This window comes from Variimorphobacter saccharofermentans (assembly GCF_014174405.1).
Taxonomy (GTDB): Bacteria; Bacillota; Clostridia; order Lachnospirales; family Lachnospiraceae; genus Mobilitalea; species Mobilitalea saccharofermentans.
In genome coordinates this window covers 3,040,376-3,057,430 of record NZ_JACEGA010000001.1, presented here as the reverse complement: position 1 = coordinate 3,057,430, position 17,055 = coordinate 3,040,376, and the positions used below count along the sequence as shown (strand labels likewise).

General features: G+C 38.7%; 16 protein-coding genes. 8 read left to right on the top strand and 8 right to left on the bottom strand.

The window, feature by feature from the left end:
- Window positions 1–151: 151 nt before the first annotated feature.
- A complete protein-coding gene (locus H0486_RS13365) occupies window positions 152–1,204 on the top strand; it encodes a LacI family DNA-binding transcriptional regulator (protein WP_228353468.1) in 1,053 nt (350 codons plus the stop codon).
- Here H0486_RS13365 and H0486_RS13360 read toward each other — a convergent pair.
- Both H0486_RS13360 and H0486_RS13355 read right to left on the bottom strand, forming a co-directional pair.
- The gene (locus tag H0486_RS13360) at window positions 1,201–2,289 is read right to left on the bottom strand and encodes an alpha/beta hydrolase (RefSeq protein WP_228353467.1); all 1,089 of its coding nucleotides are present in this window, start codon (window positions 2,287–2,289) and stop codon (window positions 1,201–1,203) included. The two genes, H0486_RS13365 and H0486_RS13360, sit on opposite strands and share 4 nt — an antisense overlap.
- A gap of 15 nt (window positions 2,290–2,304) precedes the next feature.
- On the bottom strand, window positions 2,305–2,739 hold the full coding sequence (locus H0486_RS13355) for a MarR family winged helix-turn-helix transcriptional regulator (RefSeq protein ID WP_228353466.1): 435 nt from the start codon (window positions 2,737–2,739) through the stop codon (window positions 2,305–2,307).
- Between the two features lie 217 nt (window positions 2,740–2,956).
- Between H0486_RS13355 and H0486_RS13350 the strand changes: the two genes are divergently transcribed.
- Window positions 2,957–4,672 carry a sugar-binding protein gene (locus tag H0486_RS13350; protein WP_228354436.1) on the top strand — a complete coding sequence of 572 codons (1,716 nt, stop codon included), beginning with the start codon at window positions 2,957–2,959 and terminating at the stop codon, window positions 4,670–4,672.
- Between the two features lie 192 nt (window positions 4,673–4,864).
- Here H0486_RS13350 and H0486_RS13345 read toward each other — a convergent pair whose 3' ends face one another.
- Complete coding sequence (locus tag H0486_RS13345) at window positions 4,865–6,841, bottom strand: glycoside hydrolase family 31 protein (protein ID WP_228353465.1); 1,977 nt, start codon at window positions 6,839–6,841, stop codon at window positions 4,865–4,867.
- 209 nt (window positions 6,842–7,050) lie between these two features.
- Here H0486_RS13345 and H0486_RS13340 point away from each other — a divergent pair, with 209 nt between their 5' ends.
- Window positions 7,051–7,950 (top strand): AraC family transcriptional regulator, encoded by a 900-nt coding sequence (locus H0486_RS13340; protein ID WP_228353464.1) that lies wholly within the window; start codon window positions 7,051–7,053, stop codon window positions 7,948–7,950.
- 16 nt (window positions 7,951–7,966) lie between these two features.
- Here the strand turns inward: H0486_RS13340 and H0486_RS13335 are convergent, their stop codons facing one another.
- The gene (locus H0486_RS13335; RefSeq protein ID WP_228353463.1) at window positions 7,967–8,800 is read right to left on the bottom strand and encodes a prenyltransferase; all 834 of its coding nucleotides are present in this window, start codon (window positions 8,798–8,800) and stop codon (window positions 7,967–7,969) included.
- Window positions 8,801–8,832: 32 nt separating this feature from the next.
- Window positions 8,833–9,687, bottom strand: a complete 855-nt coding sequence (locus H0486_RS13330) for an AraC family transcriptional regulator (protein ID WP_228353462.1) — start codon at window positions 9,685–9,687, stop codon at window positions 8,833–8,835.
- A gap of 126 nt (window positions 9,688–9,813) precedes the next feature.
- Between H0486_RS13330 and H0486_RS13325 the strand changes: the two genes are divergently transcribed.
- Both H0486_RS13325 and H0486_RS13320 read left to right on the top strand, forming a co-directional pair.
- Window positions 9,814–11,103, top strand: coding sequence for a glycoside hydrolase family 27 protein (locus tag H0486_RS13325; protein ID WP_228354435.1), 1,290 nt, complete (start codon window positions 9,814–9,816; stop codon window positions 11,101–11,103).
- Window positions 11,104–11,196: 93 nt separating this feature from the next.
- Window positions 11,197–12,012: an AraC family transcriptional regulator gene (locus H0486_RS13320; protein ID WP_228353461.1), complete on the top strand. Its 816-nt coding sequence runs from the start codon at window positions 11,197–11,199 to the stop codon at window positions 12,010–12,012.
- Between the two features lie 20 nt (window positions 12,013–12,032).
- On the opposite strand, the gene H0486_RS13315 is transcribed toward H0486_RS13320, so the two are convergent.
- Complete coding sequence (locus H0486_RS13315; RefSeq protein WP_228353460.1) at window positions 12,033–12,236, bottom strand: hypothetical protein; 204 nt, start codon at window positions 12,234–12,236, stop codon at window positions 12,033–12,035.
- Window positions 12,236–13,399 (bottom strand): glycoside hydrolase family 27 protein, encoded by a 1,164-nt coding sequence (locus tag H0486_RS13310; RefSeq protein WP_228353459.1) that lies wholly within the window; start codon window positions 13,397–13,399, stop codon window positions 12,236–12,238. The genes H0486_RS13315 and H0486_RS13310 overlap by 1 nt, the downstream gene beginning before the upstream one ends.
- A 383-nt stretch (window positions 13,400–13,782) precedes the next feature.
- Between H0486_RS13310 and H0486_RS13305 the strand changes: the two genes are divergently transcribed.
- The 3 genes from H0486_RS13305 to H0486_RS13295 all read left to right on the top strand — a co-directional run bounded on the left by H0486_RS13305 (window position 13,783) and on the right by H0486_RS13295 (window position 16,435).
- Window positions 13,783–15,258, top strand: a complete 1,476-nt coding sequence (locus H0486_RS13305) for an alpha-N-arabinofuranosidase (protein WP_228353458.1) — start codon at window positions 13,783–13,785, stop codon at window positions 15,256–15,258.
- 4 nt (window positions 15,259–15,262) lie between these two features.
- On the top strand, window positions 15,263–15,526 hold the full coding sequence (locus H0486_RS13300) for a DUF6171 family protein (RefSeq protein WP_228353457.1): 264 nt from the start codon (window positions 15,263–15,265) through the stop codon (window positions 15,524–15,526).
- A gap of 114 nt (window positions 15,527–15,640) precedes the next feature.
- The gene (locus tag H0486_RS13295; RefSeq protein ID WP_228353456.1) at window positions 15,641–16,435 is read left to right on the top strand and encodes an alpha/beta hydrolase; all 795 of its coding nucleotides are present in this window, start codon (window positions 15,641–15,643) and stop codon (window positions 16,433–16,435) included.
- 25 nt (window positions 16,436–16,460) lie between these two features.
- Here the strand turns inward: H0486_RS13295 and H0486_RS18810 are convergent, their stop codons facing one another.
- Window positions 16,461–16,763, bottom strand: a complete 303-nt coding sequence (locus H0486_RS18810; protein WP_408647632.1) for an AraC family transcriptional regulator — start codon at window positions 16,761–16,763, stop codon at window positions 16,461–16,463.
- Between the last annotated feature and the right edge of the window lie 292 nt (window positions 16,764–17,055).

Here is a 17,055-nt window from a genome sequence, read left to right as displayed (position 1 = left end):
TGTTGCATATTAATCTTACAGGGATTATGACTTACCTCACATATGGTAAGTCATAATTCCTGCTGTTATTTATGCAACAGCCCGTTCTCATGTTGACATAAAAATTTACTTATTCTATTATTAAGATAAAAGTAAAAAATGGGGGATATAAGTGGAGAACAAAAAAAGTACTGCAACAGTACAAATAAAGCAAATAGCCGAGCGACTGGGCTTGTCTTCCGGAACGGTTTCCATTGTTTTGAATGGAAGAGGCGATCAGATGAGAATCTCGAAGACGACACAAAAGCTTGTAGAAGATATGGCAAGGGAAATGAATTATCAGCCGAATATCTATGCCCGCAGACTTAGAAAGTCAGCGGAAGAGGAGGCTCCATATATTATAGCTTTATTTTGGAGAGAAGAATATCTGGATGATTTACTGGGGCAGTTTTTAAAGGGGTTATATCGTGCAATTAAGGAGAGCAATCTTGCTATAGAACTGGTTTTACAGCCGTATGATTTTGGGAATCTTGAAAAATATAAATCATCAATAAATAGCAATCATTTTAATGGAGCAATTATTGGGGGAATATCAAATGAAGATCAGCAATTTCTTGAACAGAATGATTTTGATATTCCTATTGTATTAGTTGGTAGGAATACAAAAAAATATAATAGTGTTATGATTGATTATTATGATGCTGGTGAAAGCTGTGCTAATTTATTTTATGCAAGAAATCATAAAACGGTCGGACTGATCGGATTATCTACAAAAGGAAAATCAGCTCAGTTAATTGAATTGGCGTTTAAAGAATGCTGTAAGGAGAAAAACATTCATATTGATGATAATTATATATCCTACTGTAAGGAACGTAATTATGCAAGCGGTTATGAATCCACTATAAAAATACTGTCCAATAAGATTAAGCCGACAGCGCTTTTTGTTATGGACGGAAGAAATGCTGCAGGAGTATTGAACGCATGCAAATCAGCCGGACTTAATATTCCAGCTGATATAGAGATATTAGTATTTGGTGATAATGAGTATTTCAATTACTCGAATCCAACTATAACGACCATTCAACAACCCATGCTGCAATTTGCGGAAAGCTCGCTAAACATGTTACTAGTATCATTAAAGAATAAAGTGGACATACCGATGGTCCAGGAGCTTGCTCCAATCTACAATTTTAGAGAGAGTTGTGGCGGTTTTTATAGTAATTAATTATGATTAAATACAATTTTGGCAAAGTTATAGAAGCCCAGATACCATACATTGAAATCGTGGCCGCCGCTAACTTCTTGCCAGATAAAATTCTTACTGTCATCCAGTTTATCCGTCAAATCCGTGATGGAAGAAACAGCAGCGGATGCACTGGAAATAGCAACATTGTCTTCCGTACCGCATATGTTATAAAAGAAATGGATCGTTTCGTCTGGAAACTCTTTCAGTTTATCCGCAATTTGAGTAGAGGTGTTCGTGGTGGGACAAGCGGAAAAAGCGCCAAAGTAGCTGATAATATCAAGGTTCTCACACATTCCGATATTAATGGTCTGCATACCGCCCATGGAAAGACCTGCCATTGCGCGGTGATCACGGGTTTCTGCCAGATAGTAGTTATCTTTCTTAAAGTCAGTAAAGGTTGAATACTTGCTTTCTATGTAAGGGATTAAGTCATTTCGCAATTCCTTGCCAAAGATGTAGAAGGAGTTATAATCCGCGGAAGTATTGGCAAAATCAGCGCAGGAGCGTCCGTTTGGAGTTACAACGATAAAGGGCTCAATATCACCGTTATAAATTAATTTATCCATCATGATTTTAACAAGGGACAAATCATTATTCATGCCCCATTCATCTTCACTGCCGCCGATACCATGCATAAGATATAAAACATTATACTGCTTGGCTTCATCATAGTTATATGGAAGATATACATATGCTTTCTTCGTAATCTCGGAACCGTCACCAAAGTAGTCCTTTGTCTGATATGTGACTGTTTCTATAGAGCCACTATGATCGGTTCTTTTCGTAAGATACTCAGCAGGAATTTCATCGACTACGGGGAATGCCCTTTGTACATCGTCATTGGAAGTGGTTTCTGTTGAAGTTTTACTGGAGGTCTGCTCAGTTATTGGTTCTTTCGTGACTACACTGTCTGTATTTGCTTCCTTCTGAGAAGCTTCCTCTTGCTCTGTAGACTGATCATTGTCATTAGTGGAGGGTTTCGAGGAGGGTTCCGTAGCTTTGCCGGAACATGAGGTAAGTAGTAGTAGGAACGAAATCTGCAATAATAAAAATAACACTTTCATATTATGATAACTCCTTTATTTTTTTTCCAGGTTCGTCTGGATCCGATTCAATAGATCCATCAATAACTGTTTATCCTTATCATTGAAGTCTTGGTAACTGATTTCTTCTACCTCTTCAATGATTTTCTTTATTTTAAGAGCCATGTCATATCCATCCTTGGTTAAATAAATGGCATACGCACGTTTCCCACCAGAGACATATACTATATTCTTATAAATCAGTCCCTTTTTTATCATATTGTTAAGAAGAGAGGTCATAGTAGCTGGTTCAACATGACATCGTTGAGCTAACTCTTTCTGAAGATAACCTTCATTATTCAGTAATATGTACAAGACCTTTGGCTGTCCTGTGGTTAGGTTTAACTTCTGAAACTGCTGAACGCAATATCTTTTGTGAGCGGTATAGCAACCAATTAAAGCCTCGTGTAAATGCTTCGTATTATGATCCATGACACTCTCCCCTGATTTACTAATTAGATATCTAATTAGAATATATACTAGCTGTTATAAAATGTCAAGTACACACATTTTATATTGACAAGAAACTATATATAAGATAGAATTGAATCAATGCTAAATCGATAATGCACTAACTTTTATTAGATTATTATAGAACGAAAGTGTATTACATTGAATTATATTTCAACTTAAGGAGGAGATGTTTTTGGTGAATAAAAGTGGGGAAGTAAAATCAGAAGCGGTCAAGGTATCCGTTGATAAAAACGGTTTTGATGCGAATGGAAGAATGGTGGCATATTTCGGCTCTCCGGTAATGGATGGTACATTGGATGAGATCTGGAATAACGCACAAGCTGTTATTCCCAAATATGTAACCGGGAGTGAAGATACATCAGCTACATTTAAGGCCTTATGGGATGACAATGCCTTATACATACTGGCAATAGTAAAAGATAAATATCTGTCTGTGAAGCCTGAAGCACCCTATATGCAGGATTCTCTGGAAGTTTTCCTGGATGAGAATAACGATAAGTCTGAAGAATATGGTATCGATGATTTACATTTTAGAGTGAACTATGAGAACTATCAGACAGTAGATAATGGTAATGTGGAGCAATTTTACACATGTTCCCATATAGTAGAGGATGGCTATATCATAGAAGTAAGAATTGCGCTGAAGTCTAAGCCTGTCAATGGAAAGGTACTAGGAATTGAATTGCAGATCAACGATGCAAAAGAGACAGAAAGGGTCGGCACCATCAGTGTCTTCGATTCAACTGGCAACGCATGGAAGGATACAAGTAAGTTTGGTGAGATTCTATTGACTGGTAGGACAGAGAGCTCGGTTACCGGACTTAATCCATATGATCTCTTGAACCTAATTAAAAGCACAAAGAAGTTGAATTTTACACTTTATAAAAATTCCCAAATAGTAACTGATGCAATGAATATGGCAGAAAAGCTGTTAGCTGGTAAGAACGTTACACAGATGCAAATCGTTGAGCAATATTCTGCGATTATAGAAGCAATCGACAAATTGGAAATGACAGAGGAGGCAGCGAACGATAAATATTTCAAACCAGTGCCTTACGAATATCGCGCAAATAGTACAAAGCAGGGAACTATTGAAACCTTGGAATATACTGCAGTAAATCTTGAGAACGGGACCGATGTTAAGAGGCTGAATGTATATCTGCCATATGGCTATGATGAATCCAAGGTAAGTAAGAAATATAATGTTATATATTTAATGCATGGAGGCGGAGAGAACGAGAATCTCATCTTCGGGGGACCAGGTAAGAACAAGGATTTGAAGAAAATCCTCGATAATATGATTGAAAAAGGTGATATAGAACCACTTATTGTAGTGACGCCATCCTTTTACGGCGGGAAAAATGATGTGGCACTCTTCCATGAGGAGTTAATCCATACAGTGGTTCCCTTGATAGAAGGAAAATATCATACCTATGCAGCATCCACGGAGGACAGGGATTTGAAAGCATCGAGAGAACACAGGGCATTCGGTGGTTTCTCCATGGGATCGGTTACAACCTGGTATATTTTCATTCATTGTCTTGACTATTTCAAATATTTTATGCCACTGAGCGGAGACTGCTGGGTATATGGTCAGAAAGCTGGCAGTAGTAAACCGTCGGAGACGGCAGAATATCTATCAAAGGCAGCGAAAGAAGCAGGATATAAACCACAGGATTATTACTTATTCTGTGCAACAGGCAACCTGGATATTGCTTATCCGAATCTAAAGCCACAGGTTGATGCGATGAAGCAATTAAAGGAAAGCTTTATTTATTCATCGGATACGAGTAAAGGGAATTTCTACTTCATCGTGGCAGAAGGTGGTACCCATGCATGGAACTGGGTGAATCAGTATATTTACGATATTTTACCAGATCTGTTTAAATAACGCGATTTAGACGATACAACCGTTAATACCTAACTCCTATAGATATAAAAGAATTCCGATATGGTGGAATAGAGCCATATCGGAATTTTTTTAAATTCTTTATTTGATCTCTTTTTAAATCCTTTACTTGATCAGTTGTTGTGCTATTTACCTATTATTTTTTAGGATATTTAATGTTATAGTTACTGATGATTATGAAAATACAGTAAGAACCTCACTTCCTTCTTTCACAAAGGCAATAAATTCATGAATTTCGGCTGTGGCAGTTAGCATTTTACCACCAGTGTAGGTGCACTTGTCATTGACATTAATCCAGTTTCCCTCCGGAAGATATACCGAACGTTTCGTAACACCCTGTTCCATAATCGGAGCAAATAGAATATCTTCGCCAAACATATATTGATCATCAAGGGTATAACAGATGTCATCCTGATAATAATCATAGAACATGGGGCGCATAATGGGAGAACCAGTCTCGCTAGCAATATCCATATACTTTATGATATAAGGCTTCAGGCGTTCACGAAGCTCAATCAATCTTTTTAATATCGGGTAATTACGATCTCCGAAGCTCCAGATTTCATTATCGCCACCGCTGGTTTCCTTTACTCCCGGATGACGATCCACCTGACTGGCAGTCTTTTTACGGGCACCATGAAGACGCATGACAGGACTGAAGAGACCGAACTGAAACCATCTGACAATCAGCTCACGGAAGTAATCGCTTTCGATATCACCAGAATGAAACCCGCCGATATCACTGTTCCACCAGGGAATACCACACATTGCCATGGAGAGACCGCTGGTAACGCTTTGTCGAAGAGCGTCAAAGGTGGACGGAATGTCGCCATTCCATACTAAGGAGCCGAACCGTTGGCTGCCAGGATATGCAGCACGGGTTAGGGAAATGATTTCTTCCTCGTTCTCTGATTTTAGTCCGTCATAGAATATCTTTGAATAATAGTATGGATATAATAATGCAGTCTGAGCGCCATTCCCAATATAAAATCGAAGATTATGAAATTGCTGAGGATGTACCTCCGGCTCCGCTTCATCCAGCCAGAAGGTCTTAATTCCATATCGATAGTAATTCTCTTTAATCTTACTCCAGACATAGGGACCGGTTTTAGGATTGGTGGGGTCTATAAAGGTCTGCAGTCCGTAGAAATTGAATAATCCATATTGACCATTTTCTGTACGAACAAGCATGTTTTCATCATCCATAGGAGCATAGTTTTCGCTGTTCGGATTAATTGTAGGCCAGACCGACACCACTGGCTTAATCCCCATGGATAACAGCTCATCGCACATGGATTTGGGATCCGGCCAATACTTGGGGTCAAACTTCCAATCCCCTTGTTCCGTCCAGTGAAAATAATCAATGACGATGGCAGCTACCGGGATTCCAAGGCTATGGTATTTTCTTGCTACCTCAAGAAGATCCTCCTGGCTCTCATAGCGGAGCTTACATTGCCAGAAGCCAGCAGCCCAGTGAGGGAATTTCGGTGCATAACCAGTGAGATCACAATAGATCTTCATCACATCAGCCGGCTTGTCCCCGGTCCATATTAGATAATCAATCTGATATGCATTATCGGAACACCAGAGAGTATGGTTCAGAGTGGTTTCGCATAGTCCGGGGGAGGGGTTGTTCCAAAGAAAGCCATATCCAAGAGAAGAGTACAATACCGGTAGTGTGGATTTGGTATTATAGTGGAGTAGATTACAGGAGCAGCCTTTTCGATCAAACTGATCCTCCTGTTCCTGTCCCAGCCCATAGAAATGCTCTCCAGGATTACTGTCAAAAATGGCTTTAACTTTATAATTGTTTCCTCCGAGGTGGGTAAACTTCGTAACAGCATCGCCCTCGTCACGAGAGCGCAGTATCTGCGATCCTTTACGGTAGTAGGTTACAATGCTTGGTATCCATCCACCACCTGTTGTAATGGTTGCTGAGATGTCTCCATTTGTAATGGTTGCACTTGTAGAATCTCCCTCTACTTTACAATGGCAATCATTAGGCGGAAGCAAGGTCCATCCTTCGTCAGAAAGACTGATATTACGAGTGGATCGATACCTTAGACAATTTTTCCCATATGGTTCAATCACTGTGAGTTCGTCCCGTCTCTCGAAAATAATCTTATTTTCTAAAATTGTAATCTTGCTCATATAACTCTCCCTCTTTATTATGCTTGTCAATTGGATCTTGAAACAGTACAATATAATTATATTGATTTTTCTTTGGAATTACTTGAATAAAATTGATGATTTATAATACGATATTGATTTAGGTAATCGCGAAACTAACAATTGTGACCATGGTGTATACAGTGGATACATGTCCCGAAGCATGCCATAGAGGAAGGAGGAGAATATCAATGTACACAAGTCCAAATGCTTCCCTACTAGAAACGGTTTCCCACCGAACAGAATTCCTACCAATTTCGTTCCATCATACCAAGGTCATTCCAGGAGCCGAGCAGGTATTATATTTGCATTGGCATAATGAAGTAGAGTTCTTACTGATAAAGCAAGGAGGAGCAACCTTCTACATAGAGGATCAGGAATACACTCTGCAAACGGGGGATGCAATTTTTGTACCACCGAATCTTCTTCATATGGCAAAAAGTCTGGACGAAAATGCCTGTGAATTCTACGCAATAGTTTTTTCCCACAATTATTTATTTGATACATCATTTAATCCTCATTATGTGAAATATGTGTCGCCTGTTATGAATTATAGCTTGCGCTGTCCACTGTTACTGACGCCAGCTGTTTCCTGGCACAAGGATATAATAGAAACTCTTATCAAAATGTATGAACTCTCCCAATATTGCGTTGATCAGTGGGAACTGCAGATGCAGGGTATGCTACTTATCATATGGCAGAGTATCTATAACAATCACCTATCGAAGATAGAGGCTTCGAATAAGCTTTCTAAGCGTTCAATACAGCTGGAGAATGCCATGAATTACATTCATAATTCATATAATGAGGATATAACATTAAGGAAGCTGGCAGCTATGACATGCCTGAGTGAGGGACAATTTTGTCGGTTATTTAAGCTGTTAACAGGTGTGACACCCTTTAGCTATATAAATCGTTACAAGGTAATAAAGAGCTGTGAATATCTTGAGAATACTCAGAAAAAGATTGCAGAAATAGCCAGTCTCTGTGGCTTTAATAATATCAGCTACTATAACCGGGAGTTTATGAAATACATTAAGATGACACCGTCTTCTTATCGGTATATGGTTATGGATTTTGGAGGTAAATAATTTATCAGCAGGATCCTTACATCTTGAGATTATCTAAAATTTCATTGTATCGCCTTGTCGCCAGTGCACTTGGCTCTCCTTTTTTGCAGAAGTTCAGTTTAGCCAATTTTGGTACAACCCGTTCCACTATGATTTTTCCATCAACGGCTTTTGCCTTCAGTACTTCCAATGCTTCCTGAAAACGACGATCGTTTCTTGCCCGCTGATAAAAAGAAAGGACATAGACATATTCAAAGAGATTGTAATTGCGAAAAGGATATTCCACCTGCATGAACAGTGTTCCTATTCCGTAATGACAAGGACCAATTGGTTTACGTATTACCCAATGTTCAAGCAAAAATTCTACCGCATGATCAAGTACCGGCTCATTATTCAGATAATCGCTAAAGCGGAAAGCGTCGAGAATATTGAGTGTGGGATGTGGATTGGAATACTCTGTTTCAGGTCCATGTCCAAAGAAAAATTTATTGCATCTCCAACCTCCATCATTATACTGGGTATCTAAAAAATGTTGAAAGGTTACCTTTAATCTGGAATCATTAGCATATTCCATATGGCATAGTACTTTTGCGGCAATTGCAGTCTGACAAGGATAAATGCCCCCTGTTGGATATATTTTGAAGCGACCGTCTTCCTTCCAGGTGCTAAAAATCAAATCTGCTATAGTTTTCATTAAGGGATCATCGGAGGACATGCCTAACTCTAGAAGATATAATGCACACTCAAAAGTGGAAAAAGGCGCTCCTTTTAATAATCGTTTATCAGGGGTTGCCCATAGGTCGGCTCCATTGTCATATCTATGAGATAATATTGTATCCATGTCTTCTAAATTCTGCTTATCAATTGCCATATAAATATTCCTCCCATCAAGAGATTATTATATTAAACCCTATGCTGTTGGCGATATTCGCTGGGTGTAATGTGTAAAGCCTTTTTATATACCTTTGTAAAATAATTGGCTGATGCAAATCCACACTCTTTTGCTATTTTTTCTATAGGAAGATCAGTATTCAATAGTAGCTGCATTCCGTGCTCCAGACGAAGCTGGGTTAAAAACTGAACAGGTGTAATGCCTTGCTCCTTATAGAACTGCCTTGTCAAATGGGAGTAAGAAACACCAATCTCCGGGCACATATCCTCCAGATTTATTTGGTAAGTGTAATTTTTTTTCATCCATTCCATGGCAGAAGATACATGGGGATTTATTACTTTATGGGGTGGAAATTCTATATTTCGCAATAGGGAGATTAAAAAACGATAGAGCCACTCACTACCAGTATAGCGGGATAATCTATGTTGGTTTTGAAGGGTATCATATAACTCAAAAAAAAGATTGATCGGCATACTATCGATATCCAGCTCCAAGACAGGGCCGGATATTTCCCGGATGCGATTAAAAAAGGGTTGTACAGCAGGACCTGAAAAATGTAAATAAAAGAAGGTCCAATGATACTCAGAGTCCACTTCTTCTTGTGAAAGGCAGTATTGACTATTCTCCGGAAACGAGATGAAGAAAGCCTTACCCTTTGTTAATTTGTATGAAGTACCTTGATAATTGTATATGCCATATCCGTCTAAGGTGTATTGAAATAGATAACCATGATAATCTCTGGTGGAGTTATCAAAGTTATAACTTTCCTCCCTTCTTAATTCAATTCCCAAATCGTGAATACATAAGGATTGCTCTGCGATACAATCAATATCATAAAAACCGTAGTTTCCTAACTGCCATGACATCAAAAAATTACCCTTCCTATCATATAAATACTCTTGTTGTTACAAAATCATAATAATATAATACTTTATATAGATAGGTAAATCAAGAGAATATAAATCAAATTATTACTGATAGGAGATTAAATGATGAATAAAAACAAATTCGCTCCTACCCCGCCCATGGGTTGGAATAGTTATGATTATTATGATACTACAGTGAATGAGGAACAGGTCAAAGCCAATGCGGATTATATGGCAGCCCATCTTAAGGATTATGGATGGAAATATGTTGTAGTAGATATTGAATGGTATGCTTACGACACCGGAACACAAAGAAACAAGCATCAATATATTCCATTCTGGAAGGTTGAGATGGATGAGTATTCCAGACTTTTACCGTGTCCTGATAGGTTCCCGTCTTCGGCAAACGGACAGGGATTTAAGCCATTGGCAGATTATATACACAGTCTGGGCTTGAAATTCGGAATTCATATTATGAGAGGCATTCCGAGAATTGCAGCACATATGCAAACGAAGCTATATGGAACAAATCGGACAGCCAATGAAATTGCTAACCCGTCCAGCATCTGCTTTTGGAATCCGGATATGTATGGATTAGAGGTAGACAGAGAAGGGGCGCAGGAGTACTATAATTCCATTTTCGAACTCTATGCTCAGTGGGGTGTGGATTTTGTAAAATGTGATGATATTTGCAGACATGACATGAAATCCTCCGAGAAAGAAATAGAAATGCTTCATAAGGCAATAAAACATTCCGGTCGTCCTATTGTCCTAAGTCTGTCACCAGGACCCGCTTTGATTAACAAAGCCTGGCATTATGAAAAATATTCTAACATGTGGAGAATTACCGATGATTTCTGGGATAGCTGGCCGCTTCTGTTAAATATGTTTGAACGCTGTGAATTATGGCAAAACCATGTATCGGAAGGTTGCTATCCGGATTGCGATATGCTCCCTCTGGGTTATATCGGCAAAGGTTTTGGAGAAGAGCGCTATACGAGATTTACCAAGGAAGAGCAGATCACTATGATGACTCTATGGTGCATCTTCCGGTCCCCGCTTATGATCGGAGCAGAACTGCCGAAGCTGGATCAATGGACTCTGGAGCTAATTACGAATGAAAAGGTATTGCGCTTATTAACTCATTCATCAGGTGCAAAGCAGATCATGAGGGATAGTCAGCAGGCCATATGGTTATCAAGGGATACCGAGGAGAATGCGTATTACCTTGCAGTATTTAACCTCAGTGATGAAAAGCGCAATATTAGTATTGTAGCAGATGAGATAGAATTAGAAAGCTTTCATGGATATCAGTTTGAAGAATTATGGACTAATGAGATTCTGGAGGTTCAGGATAGTATGTTTGATACGGAAGTATCAGCACATGGAGCAAAGTTATATCGTTTAACATTTTAGAATTATTATAGAAATTATGCTTTTAAGGAAATAGTTCAGACCGATCGTCTTATTATTTTCTGATAAAAGGCAGAAGGGAAGAGAAAGTGTAATATGAAGCCGATGAATTTTCATATGCAAGAGGATCTTGTCTGTATTAATTATGGTTATAAGCCGTCCAATTTACATCGCTGGGGTCCGGGAGTGCGGGATGTCTATGCACTACATTATATTATCTCAGGAAAGGGCTGTCTGGAAACCAACGACACAATATATACTATAAAGACTGGTGAGAGCTTTCTGATATGTCCTCAGATGGAGGTGTTTTATTATCCTGATCCAGGTGATCCATGGGAGTATATATGGATTGAGTTTAAGGGGGAGGAAGCACTGCGACTATTGCGAATGACTCAGCTTTCACCCCATAATCCAGTTACATCCGCCTCCAATGTTAATCTGGAACCATTGTTTCGCATTGAGGAAAGCACGGGAATGCAGCAGTTTGAGAAGGAACGGGCAAACGCAAGACTGCACCTTTTATTATCCTACTATATAGAAAATTACCCGAGGACAAATAATACCATAAAGACGGATTACGTTACACTGGCTAAGGAATGTATTGAAAACAATTACTGGAAGGAGAATCTGACAGTATCCGATATTGTTGATTATGTTAAGATTGATAGAACCTATCTATTCCGACGATTTAAGGAAGCAACAGGAATGTCAATATCCGGCTATCTTACTGCCTATCGGATTCAAAGAGCCTGTGTATTGCTGGAAACCTATGGATTATCCATAAAATCCATAGCCTGTTCAGTGGGGTATAAGGATCAATTATATTTTTCCAGAGTATTTAAAAAAGTAACAACTCTTTCTCCCTCTGAGTATGCCAAAAAGCATACGGATAAGAGGGAAAAAGAGTTATGATACCATCCGCTTTTACAGAATTATCGGAATAATACACAATTACCAGATTCCCTGTAATATCGGATCCGCTCTTCGATTGGCTTTCGTCCGCAATTGAGCTTCTTACCAAGACAATCAATACATAGAAAATCCTTTGCTGATCGGGATACTAACTTTAAGTAAATAGCGATCTCATCTCCTGTCAGGGAAACACCGCATTCTCTACATGTCTGATGCTCAGCCATTATTTCACCAGCCTAGCTCGAATGACCATACAATCATGTGCAGGTATTGTCGGAGCAAAGCGCTCGGAGAAGGTACCTAATTCCTTGTGCTCCCAACAATCATACAAGGATAGGGACATGCCCGATGCATAGGAAAGTCCCATGTCCCAGAATTGTAAGGACATTTCTCTTTGTGTGTCGCTCAGATTGAAGAAACCTATGGCAATATCGCCATCTGCCAATACTTTTACCAGCATGAAAGCATCGTCCGAATGAAACCACTGTGGTTCCGGTTTGATACGATATGCACCACGACACTCGATATCCTGATTAATTTCGATTAAGTCACGATTCAAAAGGATAGTCTTTGTTGCGTCATTCGTATTACGGATATCGCAGCCGATCATCAGCGGAGAACCCATAATACACCACAAGGAAAAGTGTGTCTTATACTCTGCATCCGTACATCCACCGATTTTGCTTCCGATATAATCGCTATTACTTCCTCCATACATACCAACAACCAGCATATCCATATCATTATGGCAATAGGAACCGGTATAGCATTGCTTATCCAATTGTGATATAGCGATGCTTTTGATAGAATCCCAGAAATCCCGAATATCCCCTGTTGAACGATACATATGCGCACCTGATTCACGAATCCATTGATATACATTATCTTCTCCCCAATTACAAGCGGAAAAGAGTATATCTCGTCCACAGTTTTTTAATGCAAGACTCATTCTCTTGTATAGCAATTCACCAGAGATATGTCTTGGCTTAAAGCAGTAGTCATATTTTAGATAATCAACACCCCATTCTGCAAATTGCTTAGCGTCCTGAAATTCATGTTCAAAGCTTCCGGGATAACCTGCACAGGTATGGGTTCCTGCGCAGGAATACATACCGAACTTTAAGTCTTTCGAATGAATATAGTCAGCTAGTGCTTTGATACCGCTGGGGAATTTTTCCGGGTCTGCTACGAGATTACCGGAAGAGTCTCTTTCCTTAAGGCTCCAGCAATCGTCTATGACGATATACTCATATCCTGCATCCTTGTATCCGTCTGCAATAAATTTGTCGGCTACATCACGAATCAATGCTTCATTGATATCCCAAGTAAAGGTGTTCCATGAATTCCACCCCATGGCGGGTGTTATACCAATACGTTCTTTGCTCATTTTTACCTTTTCCCTTCGTATTTATTAATAATGTGTGTAGATGTTGTATGATATAACCATTTAAGCACATTTTCATGCATATATATATGGCTTTATGTTGTTTTAATATGGAGAATTATTGTTTGTTTATATATGCAATTTAATACATGGCTAGTATATAATAATACTGATAATTATATGAAATATAGTGTAAAATATAGAAGAAATATAATAGATTATTGTTAAATGAAAATGAAATGTATTTATCTTTCCATATATTGATTTTTCGTGTATAATTAATAGTATGTGGCTATATGAAACTAGGTTTCATGAAAACCTGTGAAAAGGAGTCTTAGTACTAATTAATATTGAGATTAAGAATATACAGACAGATGGAGGAAAAAATGATCAAGATTAAAGTGAATGCTCATGAAAAAAAGGAAATAATCAATAAAAACATTTATGGACATTTTTCAGAGCATCTAGGAAGATGTATCTACGGTGGAATATGGGTAGGCAAGGATTCTCCTATTCCGAACACGGATGGTATGCGTAATGATGTGATTGAGGCTTTAAGGGATATCAAAATTCCTGTACTTCGTTGGCCGGGCGGATGCTTTGCTGATGAATATAATTGGATGGATGGAATCGGACCATATGAGAAACGTCCAACCATGATAAATACTCACTGGGGCGGTGTTACGGAGAATAATCATTTTGGTACCCATGAGTTCCTTCAATTTTGTGATTTGATTGGAGCAAAGCCTTATATTAACGGTAATGTCGGAAGCGGAACAGTTCGGGAAATGCAGCAATGGGTGGAATATATGACCTTTGACGGCAAATCACCTATGGCTGACTTACGTAGAGAGAACGGACGGGAAGAGCCTTGGAAGGTTGATTTCTTTGGAATAGGAAATGAAAGCTGGGGATGTGGAGGAAACATGCTCGCTGAGTATTATGCAGATGAATATCGAAGATATCAAACCTATGTAAGAAACTTTGGCGATAATAAGATTTATAAGATTGCCTGTGGCCCAAGCGTAGATGATTATAACTGGACGGATGTATTGATGAAAAAAGCAGGCAAATTGATGGATGGTCTCAGCCTTCACTATTATACGCTTCCCGGAGATTGGACCGTGAAGGGATCCGCAGTAGACTTTGGAGAAGAAGAATGGTTTATTACTTTAAAGAAAACTCTGTTTATGGATGAGTTGATTGTTAAGCATAAAGAGATTATGGACCGCTATGATCCGGAGAAAAAAGTCGGATTAATTGTGGATGAGTGGGGCTCCTGGTACGATACTGAGCCCGGTGAAAATCCTGGTTTCCTTCATCAGCAGAACACATTAAGAGATGCGTTGATTGCAGGAATTAACCTGAATATCTTTAATAATCATTGCGACAGAGTTCAGATGGCCAACATTGCGCAGCTGGTGAACGTACTTCAAGCAGTAATATTAACAGAGGGAGAGAAAATGCTCCTGACTCCTACCTATCATGTATTTAAAATGTATACCGTTCATATGGATGCACAGCTGTTAGAAACAGAAGTTGAGAATGCAGAGTATGCATATAATAATGAGAAGATTCCTCAGATCAATGTATCTTCTTCCATTGATTCCGAAGGCAAAATTCATATCTCGATCTGTAATCTGAATCCGAATCAGGAAGCAGAGATTGATTGTGAATTAGATGGCTTCTCAGGAAAGAAAGTAACTGGTAAGATGGTATCTGCAGAGCAGGTGAACTCCAAAAACACCTTTGAAAATCCGGAAGAAATCAGCATTACATCATTCCAGAATGCGACGATAAAGGAAGGACATCTCATTGCAACCCTGCCTGCTAAATCTGTAGTAGTGTTAGAAGTAGAATAGTATTATGGAAAGCAAAAAAGTATGTAAAGGATGCCTTGCATCGGTTAGGGTATCGGATCAGGAGATTATAGAGGCAATTGATAAACTGTCACGATTAAAGAAGATTCAGTTTGTCAGTGATGATATCTATCAACAAAGACTGGAGATTTGTGATTCATGCAGCGACCTGGAGTACGGGACAACCTGTCTCCAGTGCGGTTGCATTGTGCAGATTAGAGCAAAGTTGGTTGATTCCCATTGTCCGTATCCAAAAAATCGTAAATGGTGATTTGGTAAGAATGACATATAGTATGAAAAACAGATTGATAGAATTATATAATGATATCAAGCAATCAAGATGAAAAGATATCTTGATTGCTGGGATAAAAAGGAGGATTTGATCATGGCTGTAATTAGGGCTACTTTTCCATCGCAATACCTTAAGCGTAATGTCAGCATTTGCGCTATTATACCTGCGAATTGGAACAAAGATTATGCGAACGATACGAAGAACCTGTATGCTGATCTTAAGACACTGTATATGCTCCATGGGTATGGCGGAGATTGTAATGATTACCTAAATGGACCGGAGATGCAGGAACTTTCAAATAAGTATAATATTGCATGTGTTTTCCCCAGCGGTGAGAACTCCTTTTATCTGGATGATGAAGATAAGGATGAGAAATTCAGCAAGTTTATTGGAGAAGAGCTTGTTGGAATAACTAGAAGCATGTTCCGTCTGTCAAGCAGAAGAGAGGATACCTATATCGGTGGTATTTCCATGGGTGGTTATGGAGCAATGATTAATGGATTGCGCTATGCGGATACCTTCTCAAAAATCATTAGCTTATCAGGAGCCTATATTGAAATCAATATTGCCGATAAGGGTGATTTTGTACCGGATGGTGTATCGGATGCGAAATATCAAAAGAGAATTTTCCAAGATCCGAAGGAGCTAAGAAATACCGATAAGGATCCCAGATATTGTATAGAAATGCTTCAAAAATCCGATAAGACGATCCCTGATATCTATTTTGTATGTGGCGAAAATGATTTTCTAATTGAGTGCAATCGAAAGTTACATAACTTCATGTTGGAGAATAATGTGAAGCATTATTATGAAGAGGGTGACGGAGTGCATGACTGGGAGTACTGGAAAAAGCATTTGGAGCCTTCTGTAAAATGGGCAGTAGAGTAAGAGGATTACATAAAAGCATATAAACTCAAGTGATTGTACTTTTAGCATGCCTGTATCTGCCTGGAGACATCCCGATTTCCTTTGTAAAAGTACGAATAAAATTAGAGTAATCCCTAAAACCGGATGCTTCGCATGCGTCGGTAACAGATTTTCCCTCTGATAATATTCGTTTAGCTAGTGTTAACCTTTGATCGAGAATATAGGCACGCAGTGTTAACCCAGTATGCTGCTTAAATAAATAACTTATATAGGTACCGTTATAGCTGAACTCAGAAGATAAATCCTTGAGAGTTATGTCTTCTGTTAAGTGATTTCGAATATAGAACATAGTATTACTTACTAACTCTGGCATAATGTTATTATATGAATTAATTGTAGTGTGATATAAGGTATTTATGAACACGAGTAATTGAGCCAGATAAGCATCTGACAGAATATCCTGACCGTAGTAATTAGAATTTAAAGCTTGTTTTAGATTTGTACAAAGAGTAATATATTCATCCAATTGATCAGGATTAAGATGTATTAAGTTATTTTCGCCAATAGGATGATTCTCAAAGCAATTTAACAACCTTGAACGTTTTGTTGATAAGCGTTCTAAGGTTGTTTTTTTTATGTTA